The following is a 15,159-nucleotide window of genomic DNA, read 5'->3' on the forward strand; positions in this document are numbered from 1 at the left end:
CGCTCGGGGCTATCGGCCGCCCCGGCTCTCGACCGTCCGCAGGTTCTGGTTGATGATGCAGCGGTTGATCCCTCTCTTGCAGTTGCCGTTGAGGGTGTTGGTGAAGACGCTGACGCTCGACACCTGCTGGATGCCCGCGAACGTGACCGCGCTGTTGGCCGCGGGGGCGTTCACGTTGCGCCGGCCCCCCGATATCTGCTTGGGCGGGCTCTTGATGGTGGGTGCGTTCGAGGTGTTGGTGCCCCCGGTGACCTGGGTCCCTCCGTCACCGTCGCCGTGACCGTGGCCGCTGCCATGACGGGCCACCCGGAACGCTCCGGGAACCGGCGCGGCCCCGGCCCCCGGCATGACCGAACCCCACAGTCCGATGACGAGCGCGGTGACGGCGAACCGTCGCGCAGCCGCCACGAGATCAAGCGCGCCTGACGTCCGGTCGCCCATCCAAGTCCCACCCACTGCTCGCGCATCGTTCCGCCTGCCGCCCGTGACCATCCGGCCCCGGTGGCGATCCCGCTCATACCCCGTGATCCCGGTGGGCTCCCACGGCAGGCGATCTTCTGTGCGTCCGGTGATCTCTTCTTTACGGAGTACGGCCTGCACGGAGTACGGCCTGCACGGAGTACGGCCTGCACGGAGTACGGCCTGCACGGGAACGGCCGAAGGCCCGGGCCGTTCGCCGGGCCCGGGCCTTCGGATCGCACTGTTCGCACCGTCGGTGGCGCGTCAGGGTCGCGTCAGATGCGCGCCAGCGCGGAACTCAGCCGCCGGGACGCGCGCTCGGCCTGCCGGCGTGCCTTCTGCACGCTCCTGATCCGGCCGGCCAGCCGCTCCTGCGCTGCCTCCTCGTGGAGGGTCCGTATTCGCTCGTGCGCCAGTTCTTGATGCAGATACAGGGTCGTGATCGGGGAGATGCTCATCTGGATCGGTTCCTTCCGGAATGAACTGCTGTGCTTGCTGGTCAGGCGGCGACAGGAGACTTGCGCGGGCGCCCACGGGGACGCTTGCGGGGCACGACGACCCCCCTCAGGATGAGCTCCCCGCCCCAGACGCCCCAGGGCTCCTCGCGCTCCAGCGCGCGGGCCAGGCAGGCCTTCTGGATCGGGCAGCCGCCGCAGAGCGCCTTGGCGAACTCCACGTCCTCGGGAGACTCGGCGAACCACAGGTCGGGGTCGGTACGACAGGGGATTTCGGCTTCGATCAGGTCCATGACCGGGGCCGCCATCTGCGTCACCTCTTTGAATGGATTGGTCTGGGTGTCCTCGTTGTGGGGTGTGGATTCGTGGCCGACAAACAAGAAGGCCGCGGATCCTGGTGCGGATCCGCGGCCCGGAGAGGGAGACCGGTCAGGGTATGACTGGTCCTCTCCAGGCATCGTGCGGACCCTGCGCACCGCCGCGAGCGGCGGTGCGGATCTGCTCATCGCCCATCGGCCGGTTGACATAGACCGGAAGGTGGGCGGGGTTGCGGTGGCTGGCCAGGCGGGCGAACGCGCCGAAGGCGGCCGAGCCCGCGACTCCGGCGACCGGAGCCAGGGCAGAGGCGGCCTCGCCACGCCGCAGTTTCGTCGGCATGACAATGGCGGCCGGGCATGCGGAGGCGAGCCACAGCGTGCGGGACGTCGTCATGTTCCTCACTGGACTCACCTCCATTTCAGTGCGATCGCGCCGGACGGAAGCGTCCGGCTGACATGTCCAAGACCCTAAACCGCCGCGGCAGGGCGGGCAACCTATTTTCTACCTGCGATTTTCACGACTTCGTGACATCGGGATGCAGCGCGGGCGACACCCGGATCAAGCATTCCTGGACCACGGAGACCGCCAGCTCCCCGGTGGCGGTGAACATCTGCCCGCGGGCGAGCCCGCGCGCCGCCCCGGACCAGGGCGACTCCTGGGCGTACAGCAGCCATTCGTCGGCACGGAAGGGCCGGTGGAACCACATCGCGTGGTCCAGCGACGCGCCGGACACCGCCGAGGACCCCCAGGCCAGCCCGTGGGCCAGCAGCACGGTGTCCACCAGGGTGAAGTCGCTGGCGTAGGCCGCGAGCACGACGTGCAGCAGCGGGTCGTCGGGCAGGTCGGCGTCGTACCGGAACCAGACGTTGTTCTCCGGGGTGACCAGGGCGGGGTCGTGGGCGGCCTCCCACGTGAGCGCGTTCACGTATCGCGCGTCCACCGGGCGCGGCTTGGCCAGCAGCTCGCGCCAGCCCGGCTCGTCGCCCACGACGTCGAGCATCCGCTCCTGGAAGGTCGGCAGGGTCTCGGGGTCCGGCACCCGCGGCATGCGCGCGGCCTGGTGGCTCACGCCCGGCTCCTCGATGTGGAACGACGCCGACATCGAGAAGATCGCCTTGCCGTGCTGGATGGCCGTGATGCGCCGGGTGGTGAACGACCGCCCGTCGCGCACCCGCTCCACGTTGTAGACGATCGGTACGGCCGGGTCCCCGGGCCGGATGAAGTAGGCGTGCAGCGAGTGCACCATCCGGTCGGACGGCACCGTACGGCCGGCCGCCACGAGCGCCTGCGCCGCCACCTGGCCGCCGAAGACCCGCTGGATGCGCTCCTCCGGACTGCGCCCCCGGAAGATGTCGAGCTCGATCGGCTCGAGGTCGAGCAGGTCCAGCAGCTCCTTCAGGGCCGAGTTCACAGGGGCCTCCAGCGCACGCGGGTATTACTCGTCGGTAACACTATCGGCGCCGCGGCAGAGCTCGAGGACCGCGTCGCCGTACCGCTCAAGTTTGACGCGTCCGATTCCGGCGATCGCGAGCAGGTCCTCCTCTGAGGTGGGCACCCGCTCGGCGATGGCCTGGAGGGTGACGTCGGTGAAGACGACGTACGCCGGCACCTTGGCCTCCTTCGCCTCCGCCGTGCGCCACGCCTTGAGCCGTTCGAGCAGGGCCTCGTCGTAGTCCGCCGGGCAGGTCGCGCAGCGGCCCAGCTTCTGCTCGGCCGCGACCGAGAGCGTCTTGCCGCAGATCCGGCAGTGCAGCGGCGCCGCCGACCGCTTCGCCCGGCCGCCCTGGCCTCCCGGCCGCTCGGGCCGGGCCAGGCTCGCCGTACGGGGGGACAGCCCGTCGAGGAAGCGCGACGGCCTGCGGGCGCGGCGGCCTCCCGGCGAGCGGGCGAGCGCCCACGACATGTGCAGGTGCTCACGGGCGCGGGTGATCCCGACGTACAGCAGCCGCCGCTCCTCCTCGATCTGGTCCGGCGTCTCCGCGTAGACGATCGGGACCATGCCGTCGGTGAGGCCGACGAGGAAGACCGCGTCCCACTCCAGGCCCTTGGCGGCGTGCAGGGAGGCGAGCGTCACGCCCTCGACCGGCGGCGCGTGCTGCTCCATCGCCCTGCGCTCCAGTTCGCCGACGAACCGGGGCAGGTCGGCGCCCTCGGCCGCCATGTCCTCGGCCAGGTCGGCGAGCGCCTTGAGCGACTCCCACTTCTCCCTGGCCTTGCCGCCGCCGGGCGGCTCCGCGGTGAGCCCGATGCCCGACAGGATCGCGTGCACGGCGGGCGCCAGCGGCTCCTCGGACGACGACCGGGCCGCCCCGCGCAGCAGCACCACGGCCTGGCGCACCTCGGGGCGCTCGAAGAACCGCTCCGCGCCGCGCAGCAGGTAAGGCACGCCGGCGTCGGTGAACGCCTGCTCGTACGCCTCCGACTGGGCGTTGACCCGGAACAGCACCGCGATCTCGCGCGTGGGCACGCCGTCCGCCATCAGCTTCTTGACCGTGAGCGCGACGCCGAGCGCCTCGGCCTGCTCGTCGTCGTACTCGGTGAAGACCGGTTCGGGTCCGTCCGGCCGCTGGGCGACCAGTTCCAGCCGGTGGGGCGAGCGCGCCATGACGCGGTTGGCCAGCGTGACCACCTGCGGGGTCGAGCGGTAGTCGCGCACCAGCCTGATCACGGCCGCCGAGGGGTGCTCGACGGCGAAGTTGGTCAGATAGTGGGGCGTCGCGCCGGTGAACGAGTAGATGGTCTGGTTGGGGTCGCCCACCACGCACACGTCGTCGCGCCCGCCGAGCCAGGTGTCGAGCAGCAGCTTCTGCAGCGGGTTGACGTCCTGGAACTCGTCGACCACGAAGTAGCGGTACTGCTGGCGGATCTGCGCCGCGACCTCGCGGTGCTCAGTCATCACCGCCGCCGTGAGCTCCAGGATCGTCTCGAAGTCGATCAGGTTGCGCTGGCGGCGCAGGTCCTCGTACCCCTCGAACAGCCGCGCCACCTCCTCGGGCGCGATCGGCGGGGTGCGGCGGGCCTTGGCGGCGGCGGCCGGGTAGTCCTCGGGGCCGATCTGGGTGACCTTCGCCCACTCGATCTCGCTCGCGACGTCGCGCAGCTCGCCGCGGTCGGGGTTCCTGCGCAGGCGCCTGGCCGCCTCCACGAGCAGCGGCAGCTTCGACTCGACCACCTGCGGCGGGTCGCCGCCGACCACGCGCGGCCAGAAGTAGCTGAGCTGGCGCAGGGCCGCCGCGTGGAACGTGCGGGCCTGCACGCCGGGCGCCCCGAGGCCGCGCAGCCGCTGCTTCAGCTCGGCCGCCGCGCGGGTCGTGAAGGTCACGGCGAGCACACCCTGCGGCTCGACGACCCCGGTGTGCACGGCGTACGCGATGCGGTGCGTGATGGCGCGGGTCTTGCCGGTCCCCGCCCCGGCGAGCACGCAGACCGGTCCGCGCACCGCCTGGGCGACCTCGCGCTGCTCGGGATCCAGACCGTCGAGGACGTCCAAGGAACGGCTCCCAACATGCGTTGCGGACGTTGTTACTGGCATCATCCTTCCAGCAGCCGACCGAGCGTGTCCCGGGGACCGGTCGGCGCACGACGCGACATCGGGGAGGAACACGCCGTGGCCACCGCGGTCCGAACTGCTTTAGGGATGGGCGTCGCCGCCCTCGCCGCCCTCATGCTCGCCCCGCCGGACGCCCACGCGGCCACCTCGGCGGGCGACCCCGTCCATCACCCCTCCGCCTCCCCGGCTCCGTCCGCGGCGCCCTCCGCCGGGCCCTCCCCGTCGCCCACCGCGAGCCCGTCACCCTCGCCGTCCCCGTCGGCCTCGCCCTCGCCGGCGCTCACGCCGCCCGACGTGCGGATCCGCACCTACGCGTACGGCTCGCACGCGCGCCAGATCATGGACGTGTGGTGGCACACCGCCGGCCCGCGGCGCCCGGCCGTGTTCGTCATCCACGGCGGCTGGTGGTCCGGGGGCGACAAGAAGTACATGACGTCGATCAGCCGCAGCTACTCCCAGCTCGGCTACACCGTCGTGAACCTCGACTACCGGCTGTCGGGCGACGCGGCCTGGCCGGCGCAGCGCACCGACGTGCTGACCGCCGTCAACGCCGTGCGCAGGCACGCGGCGTTCTTCAACACCGACCCCGACCGTTACGTCCTGGTCGGGTTCTCCGCCGGAGGTCACCTCGCCACCGCCGTCGGCGCGTACGGCGACGGCCGCCCGGGCCTGCGCGGCGTCGTCGGGATCTCCCCGCCCGTCTCGCCGCTGTCGGCGTTCGCGGACGGCAGCGTGTTCGGCAGCAAGGAGCAGCAGAAGCTGCGCAGGGCGGCCATCAGGCTGGCCGGCGGGTGCACGCCGGCCAAGTGCCCGCGCGTCTGGTCGAGCATGGAGGTGCCCTTCCACGCCTCGGCCGGTGACCCGCCGATGCTCACCGTCCACTCCTCGGAGGAGTTCGTCCCGCCCTACCAGAGCGAGATTCTCAAGGAGTCGCTGGAGAGCGTCGGGGTCCAGATGACCGTCAAGACGATGGCCGGCACCCAGCACAGCGCCCCGCTGTACCGGGAGCCGGGGGTCGCCGAGACCGTCCAGGCCTGGATCGTCGCCCGCCTGGGGCGTGTGGCCCCGTAGCCGGGAACACGCGGCGCGTCCGCGATGTTGCCATGACTGCTCTCGGCAACAGTGATGCGCACGGAAGGGACGACAGATGGCGCTGACGGTTTACACCACGAGCTGGTGCGGCCCCTGCAAGCGGTTGAAGAGCCAGCTCACCCGGGAGGGCATCGTCTTCAGCGAGGTCGACATCGAGCGCCACCCGGACGCCGCCGATTTCGTCGCGAGCGTGAACAACGGCAACCAGGTCGTCCCCACGGTGGTCGCGGACTGCCACACCATGACCAACCCCTCGGTGGCCGAGGTGAAGCGGCACCTCGAAGGCGCCTGCTGATTCACCAGCCGGTGTCGGGGATCGGCGCTCCGTACCAGGTCTCGATCAGCCGCCGGGCGATCGAGACCTGGCCGGGCAGCACCAGGTCGCCCGAACGCACCGCGGCCTCCAGTTCCTCCCGGGACAGCCAGCGGGCCTCGGCGATCTCCTCCAGGTCGGGACGCAGGTCGGTGGTGACGGCGCGGGCGAAGAAGCCGAGCATCAGGCTGCGCGGGAACGGCCAGGGCTGACTGCCGAGATAACGCGGCGCGGTGACGGCGACGCCCACCTCCTCCAGGACCTCGCGGACCACCGCGTGCTCCAGCGACTCCCCCGGCTCGACGAACCCGGCGAGCACCGACATCCGGCCCTGCGGCCACTCCGGGCCCCGCGCGAGCAGGATGCGGCCCTCGTCGTCGTGCACCAGCATGATCACCGCGGGGTCGACGCGCGGGAAGTGCTGGCTGCCGTCGCGCGGGCACACCCGCATGTGGCCCGACGCGGTGACGTCGGTGAGGCTGCCGCACCTCGGGCAGTACTCGTGCGTCGCGTGCCACGCCTCCAGGGCCACCGCGTAGACGAGGAGCCCGGCGTCGCGGTCGTCCAGCAGCACCGCGGCCTCCCTGAGGCCCGCCGCGTCGCCGGTGCTCTGGGGGGATTCGGGAAGCGGCGCGTTGACCGCGAAGTAGGCCACGCCGTCCTCGTCCACGCCCAGCAGGTAACGGGTGCCCTCCGGCGCCTCGGCCGGCGAGGTGAGCACCAGGGCCGCGCCGTCGGTGAAGCGGCGGACCAGCGTGCGGCCGTCGTGGATGAGGAGGACTCTCGTCTTCTCCGCCTCCCACGCGCGCCGCAGCCATTCCTCGTCGCCGCGCAGTGCCGCCGATCTGTCGATGGCGCTCCTCGCCAGGAGCAGGGGGCCGAGCAGTCCTTCGGGGATTTCCACGCCGTCATCCTTCCACTGCCGCCGCCCCGGCAATCTTCCGGCCAAGAGATCGCGATCCCGCTAGGATGCAGTCGCTTAGGTTAGCCTTACCTATGGAGGGCCGGTGCGGCTGTACCTCACCACGCTCAACCCGACCGACTCCGTGACCGGCGGATTCCTTCCCGCCGCGGCCGCGCTGGGCTGGGACGTGACGATACTCACCGACCAGCCTGATCGGTATTCGGGGTACGACGTCGTGGCGGCCGACGTCCGCGACCCCCGGGCGGTGATCGACGCGGTGGCCTCACACCACCGGCCCGATGTGATCTTCTCCAACTCCGACCATCTCCAGGCCGCCACCGCGCTCGCCGCCGCGTACTTCGGCCTGCCCGGCAAGGACTGGCGGGCCTGCGTCACCGCCAAGAACAAGGCGCTCACCCGCCGCGCCCTCGCCGCCGTCGAACCCGTCAGGTCCGTACGGCTGCCGCCCGGCGGGCAGGTGCCCGAGGACCTGCCGTACCCGGTCGTGGTCAAGCCCGCGCTGGGCGTGGCCAGCGAGGACGTCGTACTGGTGGACGACCGGGACGCGCTGGCCGCCGCCGTCGCGGAGATCAGGGAGCGGCGGCCTGAGGAGGTCCTGGTCGCGGAGGAGTTCCTCGACGGGCCGCTCCGCACGCTGGAGACGCTGGGCGACGGCGACGTGCGGCACGTGCTCGGCGGGTTCGCGACCACGCTCGGCCCGCTGCCGCACTTCGTGGAGGAGCGCCTGGACTGGCGGCCCCCGGACGCCGGCCACCTGCCTCACCTGAGCGCGGCGCTCGACGCGGCGGGGATCGGCTTCGGCGTGTGCCACACCGAGTATGCCGTCACCCGGGACGGCCCCCGCGTCATCGAGATCAACTACCGGCTGATCGGCGACAACTGCGACTTCCTGCTGGCGGACCTGCTCGGTGTCCCCCTGCACCAGTGGATCCTGCGCGTCCACGCGGGCGAACCGCTGCCGGTGTTCGATCCGGACGGCCTTCGCGCGGCGTACGGGGCCGTGGTGAGCCTCGTGGCCGAGCGCTCCGGCACGGTCACCGCCGCGCCGCCCGACCTCCACCCGGCGGACCTGTCCCCGCCCGGTACGGAGGACGGCGTACGGCTGTGGCACCGGGCGCTGCGCGAGATCGGCGATCATGTCGAGGTGACGGGCACGAACCGCGACTATCTCGGCCTGCTCCGCGCCGTCGGCCCGGACCGCGCGAGCGTCGACACCGCGATCGACACCTTCAGGAAGGAGCACCCTTGGGTGCTCGCATGATCCCGGCGGCCCCCGATGACCAGGAGACCACGGACCGGGAGCACTACCTGGCCGCGCGGGTGCTGAACGCCCTGCTGCGGGAGGACTACGCCGGGATCTCCGCCAGGGTCACCCACGACAAGGACGGGGTCGCGATCGTCCTCACCTCGGGACGGCGGGTCGGGCTCACGGCGGGCAACCCGTTCCAGGACTTCGCCACGGCCCCGTACGAGCGCCTGCGCCTGGCGGAGGTGCTGGAGACGCTGGAGGCCGTCGCCCACCCCGCCGACGCCGAGGGGGTCGCCGCCTTCGAGCGGGAGTGTCACGAGACGCTCGCGGCCCTGGAGACCCACCACCGGATGCGCGGCGAGGTGGCCCGGCGGCTGCGCGAGCGGCACGGCCTCATCCGCTACGAGTCGCTGGCGGCCGCGGTGGACCATCCGCTCTACCCGACGGCCCGGTGCCGCCTCGGGATCTCCCCCGCCGGCCTGGCGGCCTACGCCCCGGAGTTCGCCCCGGAGTTCGCCATGCGGTGGACGGCGGCGCCGCGCGAGCGGGTGACGCTCTCCCGGCCGGACCTCCCCGGCTGGTGGCCCGCGCCCGGAGACGTCGGGCTGCCGCCCGGCCTGGCCCGCACGCACGTGCTCCTTCCCGTCCATCCGCTGACGGAGCCGCTGGTGGCCGGGCTTCCCGGGCTGGTCGCGGGCCCGCGGCCCTTTGTGACCGTGCGGCCGACCCTGTCCACCCGTACGGTCGAGGTCTCCGAGCGCGTCCATCTCAAGGTGCCGCTCCCGGCGAGCACGCTGGGCCTGCGCAACCGCCGCTCGATCAAACCGGGCACCCTGCGGGACGGCGCGCTGGCCGAGTCGCTGCTGCGCGAGATCCTGGCGCGCGAGCCCGGCCTGCGCGTCTGCCTCGCCGACGAGCAGACCTACGGGCACGCGGAGCACGAATACCTGGGCTGGCTCGTCCGCGCCCTGCCCGAAGGGGAGATCGTGCCGGTCGCGGCCCTGCTCGCGCCGCTCGCCGACTCCGGTGGGCGGCTCGTCGTGCACGAGGTGGCCGAGCGCCACCACGGCGGCGACGTGGAGGCGCTGCTGCGCGACTACCTCACGGTGCTGCTCGCGTGGAACGTCACGCTGTTCGTCCGGTACGGCGTCGCACTGGAGGCCCACCAGCAGAACCTCGCGCTGGTGTTCGGCGACGGGCCCATGCGGCTGCTGGTCAAGGACAACGACGGGCTGCTGGCCTCGCCCCTGCGGCTGCACGCGGCGGGAATCGAGGCGCCCGGCTTCGGCGACGAGCGCATGCTGACCGACGACCCCTACGCGCTCGCCGACGTCTTCGTGACGATCACCCTGCATCTGGCCGCCACGGCCGTGGCCCACGGCGTACTGCCTGGCTCCGGCGCCGCGGTGGTCACACAGGCGCTCAGGGCCGCGCTGGAGCCGTACGGGGACGACCCGATGGCCCGGCTGCTGCGGGCCCGCACGCTGGAGGCCGCCCGTCTCACCGGCAAGTCGATGGTCGTCGCCGGGACGCTCGTGGCCAAGGACCGCACCGGGGCCAGGGACGTCAACAAGTTCTACGGCACGACCGGCCCCAACTATCTGAGGGGTGCCTGAGCATGGACCGCCTCCTGCTGGACCCGCACGCCGCCCCGGCCGAGGAGGCGGCGCTCGGGGCGCTGCTGCGCTGCTGGCTGCGCGAGGTCGGCGGCCCCCGTGGCCATGTGCGCGCCGCCGGGCCCCACCTGACGCTCCGTGTGGCCGGCACACTGGTGCGCGTACGCGCCCGCGGCGGCATCGCGCTGCGCTTCGACGGCCCGCCCGAGCACCTGGCGGAGGGACACTGGCGGCCCCTTGACCTGCCCTCCCTCGTCGCACTGGTGGAACGGGAGCTGGATGGCGGCAACGCGGAGTTCGCCGCCCAGGTGCGCGCCGGGCGGGAGGCGGTCGCCGCGATCCTGGCCGCCCGGGCGCGGGCCGTCCCGCCCGCCGACCCGTGGCTCGCCTCCGAGCAGGCCCTCGTGGCCGGGCACCCGTTCCACCCCGCTCCCAAGGCCCGCTCGGGCGACGGCTGGCTGGACTACGCGCCGGAGACGCACGCGCGGTTCGCGCCGCGGCTGCTCGGGGTGCGCGCCGACCTGGTCGCCCAGGAGGGCGACACGGCGGCGCTCGACGCGTTCGGCGACGCGCCTGCGGGATACGTCCCGCTGCCCGCCCACCCCTGGCAGCTCGACCTGCTGGCCGCCGAACTGCGCGAACCGCTCGCGGACGGGCGCCTGCTCGACCTCGGGACCGGCCCCCGCGCGGTCGTGCCCACCTCGTCGGTCCGGACCGTGTACGACCCGGGCACCGGCATGTGCCTGAAGTTCAGCCTGGACGTGCGGATCACCAACTGCGTGCGGAAGAACGCGTGGTATGAGCTGTCCGGCGCCGTCGAGCTGACCCGGCGGCTCGGCCCCGTCTTCGAGCGGCTGGCCCGGCGCTTTCCCGGCACACGGTGGCTGCCCGAGCCCGGCTACCGCTCGGCCGCCCTCGGTACCCGGCTGCTCGAAGGGCTCGGAGTGATCGTCCGTACCGGCCCGTGGGCGGTGTGCGGGCCGGGGACCACGCCGGTCCTCGCCGGCGCCCTGGCCGCCGGTGCGGACGGGGTGCCCGAGGCCGTCCTGGCGCGCCGGACGGCCGACCCGGTCGCGTGGTGGGAGGCGTACGTCGAGCGCGTCGCGTTCCCGGTGCTCGACGCCTTCTTCCGGCACGGCGTCGTGCTCGAAGCCCACGTGCAGAACGTGCTCGTCGGGTTCGACGCCGCCGGTTGGCCGGTCGAGGCGGTCTTCCGCGACCTGGAGGGCACCAAGCTGGTCGCGGGCCGCCACGACCTGACCGGCGTGCCGGGCGAGGTGGCGGGCCCCCTGTCGTACGACGCCGCGCGCGGCTGGGACCGGGTCGCCTACTGCCTGTTCGTCAACCACCTGGCGGAGGTGGCCGCGACAGCGGCCGATACAGGGGCCGATACAGGGGCGGACGGCGTGCTGCGCTCGTTGTGGGCGGTCGCCCGGGAGTGCCTGGAGCGCTACGTGGCGGACCACGCCACCGACCCGGCCGCGCCGCTGACCCGGTTGCTGGCCGGGGCGCCGCTGCCGGCCAAGGCCAACCTGGGCGTGCGCTGGGCGAGGGCGGCCGACCGGGCCGCCGGATACGTGCCCGTCCCGAACCCGTTCGGCGCGGCGGAAGGAGAGCGCCGATGAGCATCGAGGTTCCGGCGGGCGTGCGGAGGGCCGCCGAGTCGCTGGACGACGTCCCCGCCTACGTCTACGACCTGGCCGGGCTCGCCCGCCACGCGGCCGGCGTACGGGCCGCCCTGGCGGGAACGGAGATCTGCTACGCCGTCAAGGCCAATCCCGACCCCGAGGTGCTGCGGACGCTCGCGCCGCACGTGGACGGCTTCGAGGTCTCCTCCGGCGGCGAGTTCGCACACGTCAGGGCGGTACTGCCGGAGGTCCCGCTGAGCTTCGGCGGGCCGGGGAAGACCGACGCCGAGCTGGCCCTCGCCTCCTCGGCACACCGGTGGCACGTCGAGAGCCCGGCCGAGTTGCGCCGCCTGCGCGAACCGGCGGACGTGCTGCTGCGGGTCAACCTCGACGTGAACGTCACCGGTGCGGCCCTCGCGATGGGCGGCGGTGCCACGCCGTTCGGCATGGACCCGGACGGGATCGCCGAGTGCCTCGCCCTGCTCGGGTCCTCGCCGGTACGGCTGCGCGGCGTCCACGCCCACCTCGCGAGCGGCCTGGCCGCCCCCGGCCTGCTCGCGCTCGCCGAGGCCGTCCTCGCGTACGGCAGGAGCCTCGGGCTGCGCGAGTTCAACCTGGGCGGCGGCATGGCCGTCTCCTACACCCGCCCGGAGGAGCGGTTCGACTGGGCGGCGTACGGCGCGGACCTGCGGGCGCTGGCCCGGCCGGGCGAGACGCTGCGCGTGGAGCCGGGACGCGCCCTGACGGCCTACTGCGGGTGGTATCTCACGACGGTGCTCGACGTGAAGCGCGTCCACGGGGAGCGCTTCGCCGTGCTCTCCGGCGGCACGCACCACCTGCGGACCCCGGTCACGAAGGGACACGACCAGCCCTTCGCCGTCCTTGCGAGAAGCGGGGAGGGCGAGGACGGGCGGGTGACCCTGGTGGGCCGGCTCTGCACCCCCAAGGACGTCTTCGCGCGCGGGGTGACCGCCGCACTCGCCGTCGGCGACGTCGTGGCCTTCGCCATGGCCGGGGCGTACGCGTGGAACATCTCCCACCACGACTTCCTCATGCATCCGAAGCCGACGTTCCACTACCTGCGCTGAACCTCACCAGGACAGGGTCAGCGTGCCGTGGAGGACCTTGGCGGAGTTCGCGAGGCGGGCCTGGTTGAGCGACCTGATGACGTCGAGCCGGGCACGGTTCCGGTCGATGACTCGGTTCTGGGCCTCGACGTGGACCGTGCGGCGTACGGCGGAGTAGCCGGTCTCGGCCCGGCATTCCGCGTCCGCGACCGCCGTGTCGATCTCGGCCCGCGTGCCGCGCGGCTTGGGGCTCCGGCCGATCGAGTCGTCGTTGACGGTCGCCGCCCAGCGCCGGTCTCCGGCGGCCTGGTCGGTGCTCCGGTAGTCGAAGCCCTCCGACCGCATGCAGTCGCTCCACTCGCGTTCGGCCGCCGCGATCCGCGGGTCCTTGAGGGCGAGGTCGGCCGCGCTGTCGACGTAACGCGGAACCTCGTCCTCGTCGAACCTCTTGTCGGCATCCGCCGGGGCCACGCCCCGCGCTCCCCGGTTCAGCAGGGCGTCGGCCTTGGCCATGCAGCCTCCAGGCGGCACCGTCCGCCCGCGGAACCGCCGGACCTTCCCATACAGCACATAGAACTCATCGTCGGGGATGGAGTACGACGGGACGCCGGTCATCTCATCCGGATGCCGTCCTTCCTGCAGATATCCGGATTTCTTGGCCTTTTCAGGGTCGAGCCATCCGAGGAGATCGACGTTGCGCAGGTCGGTCACCGGTTCGACGGCGGGAAACCGGAAATCGAGCCCCACATGGCGCATGCATTCCTCCATCAGCATGAACCGGGCTCGTATTACCTGGGCGCGATCCTTCGCACCGAGACTGTAGGCGTCGAGAGGGAGCGTGAGATCCGGCGGTTCCGGGGAATGTAGCCCCGCCAACGCCGAACACCCGGCCACCGCCGCGACGCAGGCCACCGCCATCGCCATCCGCAAAACCGACATAGGCCATTCATAGCCGATCATGAATAGTCGGCGTCGGCGGAACAAGTATTCGCGCTCGCGGAGAATCCCGATCCCGGCGGGGGACGTTTGCGGCAGGTTCGTCGTTCATGACCGATTCACAGAGCCGGTTTTCCTCCTCTCGGTGCGGCTTTCCTTCACCTCGCCGCCCCCTCCGAAGAATCTCCTTCCCCTCACTCCCCTGTTACTTTCCGTGGCGTTCCGGAAACCTTCCGTACCATCAGATGGAGGAGCAGGAGAGGATGGCGACATGGCCCTCACGAAGCCGACCAAGCACGGCAGGCACGACCACCCCGTCCCACAGAAGCAGGACGCTCCCGTCCCCGACGATCTCGTCTCCGACGAGCACGAGCCCCCAGAGGCCGGGAAGCCCGAAGAGCCCCAAGAGCTCCCTGACGAGGTGCTGCACCTGTGCATGCAACTCCACGACGCCGGTTATCGGGCGGAAATTCGTCTCGGGCAGGTCGTCGTGACGCCGCCCATGGGAAGGGAGAGCACATACATCGTCGACAGGCTCTCCAATCTGCTGATCCCTCTGAAGCTGGCGAACGGCTGGCGGTTCCACCACAACTGGGGGGTGCACATCCCGCCGTACCAGGACCTTCGGCTGCCCGACCTGATGGTCGCCCCGGACGAAGTCGAGCAGCTCGATACCATGCGCATGCGCGGGTACTGCGCTCTTCTGGTGGTGGAGGTGTGCTCGCCCGGTACGTACAAGGTCGACTGGCAGGAGAAGCCGCTCGACTACGCGCGGGCGGGCGTACCGCTCTACCTGATCGTGGACCCCGTGACGTCTCCGCGCAGAGTGACGCTGATGAGCGATCCTCTCTCCGATCTGAAGCCTCTCGACTACCACCGGCAGGCGTACCGGCAGATCGTCACCGTCGAGGAGGGCGAGGTCCTGGAGTTGCCCGAACCGTTCGGGATCAAGATCGAGACGAGCGCGCTCTTCGACTAGTGCGGTGACCGCAAACGTTCATCGGGTCGGGTGATTACGCGACATGAGTAGCTGATCGTCCCAGCAGCCCTGCAACGGGTGACCTCGGGGTCAAGAAGCACAAAGGCCTGCCAATCGGCGAATGTCGGCGCGGATCGACCGCCGCAGCAACCATCTCAGCGCCGGCTCCAGCAACTTCTCAGAGGTCACGCGCGGGGTGACGCGCACGTGGAAGGTGAAGCGGCACCGTTCCTCGCCGAGCGGCTCGACCAGCCTGCCGCCCTCGGCGTCGATCCCCGAGGTGGTGCGCCAGGCAAACGAACGACCCGGCTCCACCTGGATGACCTCGCCGCCGTTGCGATAGGTCCGGCCCGCGAACCGCATCACCTCAGCAGTGGTCGTGCCCACCTGGACGATGCCTTCGGGTCGCGGCGCCATCGTCTTGACGCCCTTCCGCCAGCGTGGATCCTGGCCGTAGTCAGCGACGATCGCCCACACCAGCGCGGCCGGGCAGGCGATTTCCCCGTCCTCTTGAAGCTCGATCATCCGGCAATGCTAGAAGGCTGGTCGAGCTACAACTGAACCCGGTGAAC

The 15,159-nt window shown here is 71.8% G+C and carries 16 protein-coding genes; 7 read left to right on the forward strand and 9 right to left on the reverse strand.

Annotated features, from left to right (window positions below; translation table 11 throughout):
• Positions 1-9 precede the first annotated feature (9 nt).
• The 6 genes from Msi02_RS31635 to Msi02_RS31660 all read right to left on the reverse strand — a co-directional run bounded on the left by Msi02_RS31635 (position 10) and on the right by Msi02_RS31660 (position 4,722).
• Positions 10-408, reverse strand: a complete 399-nt coding sequence (locus Msi02_RS31635) for a hypothetical protein (RefSeq protein ID WP_204051590.1) — start codon at positions 406-408, stop codon at positions 10-12.
• Between the two features lie 326 nt (positions 409-734).
• Positions 735-917 carry a hypothetical protein gene (locus Msi02_RS31640; RefSeq protein WP_079315453.1) on the reverse strand — a complete coding sequence of 61 codons (183 nt, stop codon included), beginning with the start codon at positions 915-917 and terminating at the stop codon, positions 735-737.
• Between the two features lie 41 nt (positions 918-958).
• Positions 959-1,222 carry a WhiB family transcriptional regulator gene (locus tag Msi02_RS31645; RefSeq protein WP_079315495.1) on the reverse strand — a complete coding sequence of 88 codons (264 nt, stop codon included), beginning with the start codon at positions 1,220-1,222 and terminating at the stop codon, positions 959-961.
• A gap of 121 nt (positions 1,223-1,343) precedes the next feature.
• A complete protein-coding gene (locus tag Msi02_RS31650) occupies positions 1,344-1,625 on the reverse strand; it encodes a hypothetical protein (protein ID WP_204051591.1) in 282 nt (93 codons plus the stop codon).
• Positions 1,626-1,746: 121 nt separating this feature from the next.
• Positions 1,747-2,643 (reverse strand): acyl-CoA thioesterase, encoded by an 897-nt coding sequence (locus Msi02_RS31655; RefSeq protein WP_204051592.1) that lies wholly within the window; start codon positions 2,641-2,643, stop codon positions 1,747-1,749.
• A gap of 24 nt (positions 2,644-2,667) precedes the next feature.
• Positions 2,668-4,722: an ATP-dependent DNA helicase UvrD2 gene (locus Msi02_RS31660; protein ID WP_239108887.1), complete on the reverse strand. Its 2,055-nt coding sequence runs from the start codon at positions 4,720-4,722 to the stop codon at positions 2,668-2,670.
• A 117-nt stretch (positions 4,723-4,839) separates the two neighbouring features.
• Here Msi02_RS31660 and Msi02_RS31665 point away from each other — a divergent pair, with 117 nt between their 5' ends.
• Both Msi02_RS31665 and Msi02_RS31670 read left to right on the forward strand, forming a co-directional pair.
• Positions 4,840-5,853, forward strand: coding sequence for an alpha/beta hydrolase (locus Msi02_RS31665; RefSeq protein WP_239108889.1), 1,014 nt, complete (start codon positions 4,840-4,842; stop codon positions 5,851-5,853).
• A gap of 76 nt (positions 5,854-5,929) precedes the next feature.
• Entirely contained in the window at positions 5,930-6,169 is a 240-nt protein-coding gene (locus tag Msi02_RS31670; RefSeq protein ID WP_030507399.1) for a mycoredoxin, read from the forward strand.
• A gap of 1 nt (position 6,170) precedes the next feature.
• Here Msi02_RS31670 and nudC read toward each other — a convergent pair whose 3' ends face one another.
• Positions 6,171-7,091: an NAD(+) diphosphatase gene (gene nudC, locus Msi02_RS31675; RefSeq protein WP_079315457.1), complete on the reverse strand. Its 921-nt coding sequence runs from the start codon at positions 7,089-7,091 to the stop codon at positions 6,171-6,173.
• A gap of 103 nt (positions 7,092-7,194) precedes the next feature.
• Between nudC and Msi02_RS31680 the strand changes: the two genes are divergently transcribed.
• Genes Msi02_RS31680 through Msi02_RS31695 form a run of 4 tightly spaced genes read left to right on the forward strand, consistent with a single transcriptional unit; the run spans position 7,195 to position 12,693 of the window.
• A complete protein-coding gene (locus Msi02_RS31680) occupies positions 7,195-8,373 on the forward strand; it encodes an ATP-grasp domain-containing protein (RefSeq protein WP_204051593.1) in 1,179 nt (392 codons plus the stop codon).
• Complete coding sequence (locus tag Msi02_RS31685; RefSeq protein ID WP_239108891.1) at positions 8,358-9,977, forward strand: IucA/IucC family protein; 1,620 nt, start codon at positions 8,358-8,360, stop codon at positions 9,975-9,977. The genes Msi02_RS31680 and Msi02_RS31685 overlap by 16 nt, the downstream gene beginning before the upstream one ends.
• 2 nt (positions 9,978-9,979) lie before the next feature.
• Positions 9,980-11,602, forward strand: coding sequence for an IucA/IucC family protein (locus tag Msi02_RS31690; RefSeq protein WP_204051594.1), 1,623 nt, complete (start codon positions 9,980-9,982; stop codon positions 11,600-11,602).
• Positions 11,599-12,693: a type III PLP-dependent enzyme domain-containing protein gene (locus tag Msi02_RS31695; protein ID WP_204051595.1), complete on the forward strand. Its 1,095-nt coding sequence runs from the start codon at positions 11,599-11,601 to the stop codon at positions 12,691-12,693. Before Msi02_RS31690 ends, Msi02_RS31695 begins: the two co-directional genes overlap by 4 nt.
• A gap of 3 nt (positions 12,694-12,696) precedes the next feature.
• Here the strand turns inward: Msi02_RS31695 and Msi02_RS31700 are convergent, their stop codons facing one another.
• Positions 12,697-13,428, reverse strand: a complete 732-nt coding sequence (locus Msi02_RS31700) for a hypothetical protein (protein WP_204051596.1) — start codon at positions 13,426-13,428, stop codon at positions 12,697-12,699.
• Positions 13,429-13,879: 451 nt separating this feature from the next.
• On the opposite strand from Msi02_RS31700, the gene Msi02_RS31705 reads away from it, so the two are divergent.
• The gene (locus Msi02_RS31705) at positions 13,880-14,587 is read left to right on the forward strand and encodes a Uma2 family endonuclease (protein ID WP_204051597.1); all 708 of its coding nucleotides are present in this window, start codon (positions 13,880-13,882) and stop codon (positions 14,585-14,587) included.
• A 90-nt stretch (positions 14,588-14,677) separates the two neighbouring features.
• Here the strand turns inward: Msi02_RS31705 and Msi02_RS31710 are convergent, their stop codons facing one another.
• Positions 14,678-15,112 carry an SRPBCC family protein gene (locus Msi02_RS31710; protein WP_142564211.1) on the reverse strand — a complete coding sequence of 145 codons (435 nt, stop codon included), beginning with the start codon at positions 15,110-15,112 and terminating at the stop codon, positions 14,678-14,680.
• Positions 15,113-15,159 lie beyond the last annotated feature (47 nt).

Source organism: Microbispora siamensis, assembly GCF_016863095.1.
GTDB classification, from domain to species: Bacteria; Actinomycetota; Actinomycetes; order Streptosporangiales; family Streptosporangiaceae; genus Microbispora; species Microbispora siamensis.

Bases quoted from the DNA above. Each gene is read 5' to 3' on its own strand.
- Msi02_RS31640 (WP_079315453.1), bottom strand. From the start codon at position 917: ATGAGCATCTCCCCGATCACGACCCTGTATCTGCATCAAGAACTGGCG.
- Msi02_RS31645 (WP_079315495.1), bottom strand. From the start codon at position 1,222: ATGGCGGCCCCGGTCATGGACCTGATCGAAGCCGAAATCCCCTGTCGT.
- Msi02_RS31650 (WP_204051591.1), bottom strand. From the start codon at position 1,625: ATGACGACGTCCCGCACGCTGTGGCTCGCCTCCGCATGCCCGGCCGCC.
- Msi02_RS31670 (WP_030507399.1), top strand. From the start codon at position 5,930: ATGGCGCTGACGGTTTACACCACGAGCTGGTGCGGCCCCTGCAAGCGG.
- Msi02_RS31690 (WP_204051594.1), top strand. From the start codon at position 9,980: ATGGACCGCCTCCTGCTGGACCCGCACGCCGCCCCGGCCGAGGAGGCG.
- Msi02_RS31695 (WP_204051595.1), top strand. From the start codon at position 11,599: ATGAGCATCGAGGTTCCGGCGGGCGTGCGGAGGGCCGCCGAGTCGCTG.
- Msi02_RS31700 (WP_204051596.1), bottom strand. From the start codon at position 13,428: ATGCGCCATGTGGGGCTCGATTTCCGGTTTCCCGCCGTCGAACCGGTG.
- Msi02_RS31705 (WP_204051597.1), top strand. From the start codon at position 13,880: ATGGCCCTCACGAAGCCGACCAAGCACGGCAGGCACGACCACCCCGTC.
- Msi02_RS31710 (WP_142564211.1), bottom strand. From the start codon at position 15,112: ATGATCGAGCTTCAAGAGGACGGGGAAATCGCCTGCCCGGCCGCGCTG.